The 3991-nt window shown below is 48.9% G+C and carries 5 protein-coding genes; 3 read left to right on the top strand and 2 right to left on the bottom strand.

From position 1 onward, the window contains the following. The coding region (locus HOK28_16875) for a hypothetical protein (protein ID MBT6434772.1) at nt 1–431 on the top strand (431 nt) is incomplete at its 5' end. A 39-nt stretch (nt 432–470) separates the two neighbouring features. Here HOK28_16875 and HOK28_16870 read toward each other — a convergent pair. After that, nucleotides 471–1592, bottom strand: a complete 1122-nt coding sequence (locus HOK28_16870) for a DUF2914 domain-containing protein (protein MBT6434771.1) — start codon at nt 1590–1592, stop codon at nt 471–473. Nucleotides 1593–1832: 240 nt separating this feature from the next. On the opposite strand from HOK28_16870, the gene HOK28_16865 reads away from it, so the two are divergent. Next, nucleotides 1833–2357 carry a hypothetical protein gene (locus HOK28_16865; GenBank protein ID MBT6434770.1) on the top strand — a complete coding sequence of 175 codons (525 nt, stop codon included), beginning with the start codon at nt 1833–1835 and terminating at the stop codon, nt 2355–2357. A gap of 255 nt (nt 2358–2612) precedes the next feature. Next, complete coding sequence (locus HOK28_16860) at nt 2613–3560, top strand: hypothetical protein (protein MBT6434769.1); 948 nt, start codon at nt 2613–2615, stop codon at nt 3558–3560. 14 nt (nt 3561–3574) lie between these two features. Here HOK28_16860 and HOK28_16855 read toward each other — a convergent pair. Then, nucleotides 3575–3991 (bottom strand): hypothetical protein (locus HOK28_16855; protein MBT6434768.1); only part of this gene is annotated, 417 nt, incomplete at its 5' end.

Genomic DNA, 3991 nt, shown 5'->3' with positions numbered 1-3991 from the left:
ATGAAATCGATGAGTTTGAGGACGCCGACCGACCCCTTTGGCCAGCGATTCTTGAAAAGGCTTTTGCGACGATGCTTGGAGGCTACGATAAGCTTGACCAAGGCGGAATCGAGGAAACTGTTTTCCGTGGTGTAACCGGAATGCACGTAGAGGATGTAGAGCTTGGTCGCCCAGGTTCAGAGCAGAATATGATTGCTCTTTCGGACCTGGACTTAGCGATTAAAATGGGCTTGCCTGTGACCGCATCTTCGAAGAGCCGAAAGGTTCTGCCAAATATCTATGACAACCATGTTTATATCGCAGTGGGCGTCACAGAAGATAAAGTGATTATTCGTAACCCTCATGACCCACGAAAAACCATGGCGTTAAGTCATCGTGACTTTTGCCGGGCTTTTGAAAGCCTTTGTGTGGGATGCATTGAGACGAAGTAATTCAGTGCTTTACGCATTCTGAAACATTTTGCAGGCGGTCTAGTGCACTCTTGACTGAAAAATTCTTGATGTGTCGGAATCATCTTTTTGGATGGCAAAGGAAACGCTGCCTACTTCGCGCCCATCTTTTGTTTCCACAAATACGCGCCAATTCCCAGCCTGGTAGTTGGCTTTGTAGCCGTAGCCGCGGTAACCCATCTCTCGCCCGCCACGGATCTTCATCGGTATTGTATCCGTTGTATGCCAGCTACCGTTGGCGAGTTCTTTTTGCCATCGAAGGTATATTGAATCGCTGAAGTGACGCGGCGCAAAAATACGCGTAAAGACAAAGACCTTATCGGCTGGCCGTGCAAAGAAGGTGTCTTGAGCAAAAGGCAGCATGGATTGCCCACGCGGATCTTGTTTGATGGCATACCCGGATTTACTTACTCGGACATCGTGGTAAACGCCAATGTGCTGAGTGGAGAGGGGTATGGGCGGTATAGCATTGCTTGCGTAGAGCCCGGTAAATAGCCCGAATGCGATGAGAGTTGGGTTCAAATAATAAAGCCGCAACGACCTAGCGGGGTAATCTAACTTTTTGAGGACGGCACCAAGGCCAAGGGCAATGGCGGCGCTGGAGCAAAGAGCCAGGGCAAAGACTGCATAGCTTAAAGAGCCCAGAAGTATCGGAATGATATAGGTGGCAAATGTTAGGAGCGCAATTTGGTAAAGCATGCACCTGATAAAGGGACCGATTTTTTGAAACCGCTTCATTTCATTGAGGATCAGAAGACCGGCCAGAAGTCCTAAAAAGAGAATAGAAACGGCCGCGGAACTGGATTTGAAATAGAAGATTGTGAAGGCACTTAAAAGAGCGCCCAGTGCGAAATGGAATACAAATTGGTCATGTTTAAGAAACGATGATGCCAGCCGCCTTTTGATTCTTGGCCCCGTGTACGTCCACTCAGATTGTGCGACGAGGGTCATCACTAAAATCATGCCGCTTATGAGCAACCAAAAACCGTGGACAAAAAAGTTAGTATAGCTATCAATCCGCCCGAGGGTGGCGAGGTCGAAACAAAAGCCACCCACGAATGCCGTGGCAGGGATATGAGTCTGGATAGGTATCAAGAGGTTTTGTAACGATAGATTGGGCCGGGTCAACATATGCTCTGCCATGAATATTTGAAGTCTTTGATGTCTTATCATGATGGGGGCCAAGAAAAACGGGCTCTGGTTTTTTTCGGAGATTCCGCACGGGGATGCAGCGTCTTTGAATAAGCATAATTATTCGTATCTGGCTGTTTTTATTCAAGAATAATTCTCTCGGGGGAGGCTCCTTGAGGGGAGGCTCTTGCAATAAAGTTCGTGGAGTGACTTGATGGGCAATAAGTTTTTATCGATGGGGAGAGTTGTTCCATGACAGATGCATCTGCTGAACGAATAGGAAAAGTTCTTGAAGGCCTGGAGGCTTTTGAGAGGCTTGAGAGAAAAAAGCAGGTAGAGGGTTTAACTGAGGCTGAGACGGCTTTGTGGGGCGAGTGTTACTCGGCCGTACTTGATGAGCTAGAGCCCCTAAGTGGACAATTTATTCAAGAGCGTGAGTTTGTGCGGATTCCCTACCGTTGTTCGGTGGTAGTCTGGATGGATGAGGCAGCCGCAGAAGCGAAGACCACGACCTTTTGTTGTGGTGGTGTAAGTGTTCCGTACCAAGAAGGTTTGAAAGAGGGAGAGGTTTATAAAATTACCCTTTCTCTCAATAAGCACTTTGGTCAAGATGAAGCCACGAGCATCACCGTGAACTTACGAGCCAAATGTGAGTGGATGAGTGAAGAGGATGGTCTCACGGCATTCCGCTTCTCCAAGCCACAGCCGCAAATGAGAATTTTCTTAATCGAGCGGGTCTTTGAAGTGATTGAGGAAAAGCTCCGAAAGCTTATCTAGAGAGCTTGTATCCAAGCTCTCACTTCACCCACCACGCGGCTATCTTAAGTCATCCCTCAAATTTCCTGAATGATTTCGGTATACTGTTTTGTTGAGAAGATGTTGAGCACCCAGATTCTTAACGCTCGACCTTCAGCTTAGAGCATGGGCACCCTTGACCACTTTGTTTGAATTGGTAGCTTCCTTACATTGTATGTGGATGTATTCGCGCTGTGGGAACGGGTCACGCGAATCAAATCTGAAATGGGGAAATCAATGAAATTATCGAGTATGAGCTCACGCCTTGTTGTTACCGGACTCCTGGCTTTCGTTTTCACACTATCGGCCTGCGGTGAGGCGAGCGACGACTTGGCCCTAGAGCAAAGCTCTGAGGTAGAGGAAGAACCGACGGAATGGGTTGAGCCACCACTGGACACATCAGATCTTGGAATGGATTGGGACAGGCCTGCAACGGTTTATGTACCTGCGAATTACACTGCCGCCGAGGATTGGCCACTGGTTTTCTTACTGCATGGCTTCACGGCCACCGGAGCCATTCAGAATTCATACCTGGGTTTTAGCCGCAAAGTAGATTCACGGGGATTTATTCTCGTTGTGCCTGATGGAACTGCAAATCCTCAAGGTGCACAATTTTGGAATGGCACCGACTACTGCTGTGATTTCTACGGGCAGAATCCAGATGATGCTGGTTATCTCTTAAGCTTAATCGACGAAGCCAAAAGCCGCTTTAACGTAAACGCGGGTAAGGTCTACATGACAGGGCATTCCAACGGCGGCTTTATGTCTCACCGGTTGGCTTGCGACCACGCAGATGTCATCACCGGTATCATGAGCCTTGCTGGAGCAACTTTCAAAGATCCGGAACGTTGCCAAAACAGTGAGCCGGTGGCCATGCTTCAAGTTCACGGAACCGAAGATGAGACGATTCGCTACAACGGAGATGCTCGCTACCCAAGTGCGGAAGAGACGACGGCTCAGTGGCGTGCCAACAATGCATGCGGCTCGGTGAAAGAGATGGGTGCCATCGCCATTGAAGGGGCAATCAGCGAGACTGAAACTGATGTTCTCAGTGGTAATAGCTGCAACAACAATATGACGGCAGAGCTTTGGACCATTAAGGGCGGCAGTCACATCCCAGCCTTTAACGGTGAGTTTGTCGACTTGGTTCTCGATTTTCTATTCCGTCACGAAAAGATTAAGTAAAGCTGTTCGCTGGCTTAGGTTGCCAAGTTTACTTTAGGCTTGGCAACTGCGTCTTCACGGGGAATATGAGCGGAGTCTAACGCCGCAGCATGACTCATGTGGAGAGTGGCTAAACAAAGAGTCACACCATCCTCCGGTCTGTAGAGTTCGCAGCCCAATTCATCCGTACCGACCAGCTCCCAAACTCGCACCACCAACTTCTGTTGGACGGTAGCCTCCTGTTGGTACTGAATCGCCAGGCGTCTGATTGAAGCTTGGTTGAGGTGTTTGAACGCCTCTTGCCCACTTTGTGCTGCTTCAAATAAAGCATCTGTGAACATGGCAACGTAGGTTGCGGCGTTGACGTGTGAAAAGATATCGATTTGACTCGGGCGAACCTGAAGGCTCCATTCGAATGGAACCTCTGCGGGCGCCTCTGGGTGAGCAAAGGT

This window comes from Deltaproteobacteria bacterium (genome assembly GCA_018668695.1).
Classification (GTDB): Bacteria; Myxococcota; XYA12-FULL-58-9; order XYA12-FULL-58-9; family JABJBS01; genus JABJBS01.
Note: the sequence above shows the minus strand (reverse complement) of the source record. Positions and strands in the feature narration are given on the sequence as shown.

Excerpts from the sequence above, each read along its gene's own strand:
- HOK28_16870 (MBT6434771.1), bottom strand. The coding sequence starts at position 1,592 with ATGGCAGAGCATATGTTGACCCGGCCCAATCTATCGTTACAAAACCTC.
- HOK28_16865 (MBT6434770.1), top strand. The coding sequence starts at position 1,833 with ATGACAGATGCATCTGCTGAACGAATAGGAAAAGTTCTTGAAGGCCTG.
- HOK28_16860 (MBT6434769.1), top strand. The coding sequence starts at position 2,613 with ATGAAATTATCGAGTATGAGCTCACGCCTTGTTGTTACCGGACTCCTG.